The following is a 383-nucleotide window of genomic DNA, read 5'->3' on the forward strand; positions in this document are numbered from 1 at the left end:
CCCCCCCCCCCCCCCCCCCCCCCCCCCCCCCCCCCTTTTTCAAGCAGAAGACGGCATACGCGATTTCCTGTACGGTCTCGTGGGCTCGGAGATGTGTATAAGAGACAGGGATGCCGCGGTGCAGTCGCTAGAGCGCCTGGCCGGTGCCCCGGAGGAGCGGCCGCTGGTCGCGGCCATCCACTCGGCACGGGTTGCCTACACCGCGGCGCTGGGCAAGGCGACCGAACTGCTGCGGCAGAACCAGCGGGGGGGGGGGGGGGGGACACATCTGACGCTGCCGACGAAGAGAACCTAGTGTAGGTGGGGGGGGGGGGGGGGGGGGTAAGAGGGGGGGGGGGGGGGGGGGGGGGGGGGGGGGGGGGGGGGGGGGGGGGGGGGGGGGG

Annotated in this window: 1 pseudogene; it reads left to right on the top strand. The window is 74.9% G+C overall.

From position 1 onward, the window contains the following. A pseudogene (locus tag JHD63_RS23115) lies at positions 1–295 on the top strand (hypothetical protein); the annotation flags it as partial. Positions 296–383: the final 88 nt, after the last annotated feature.

The sequence above is a fragment of the Xylophilus sp. ASV27 genome, from assembly GCF_016428875.1.
In the GTDB taxonomy this organism is placed as follows: domain Bacteria; phylum Pseudomonadota; class Gammaproteobacteria; order Burkholderiales; family Burkholderiaceae_C; genus Xylophilus.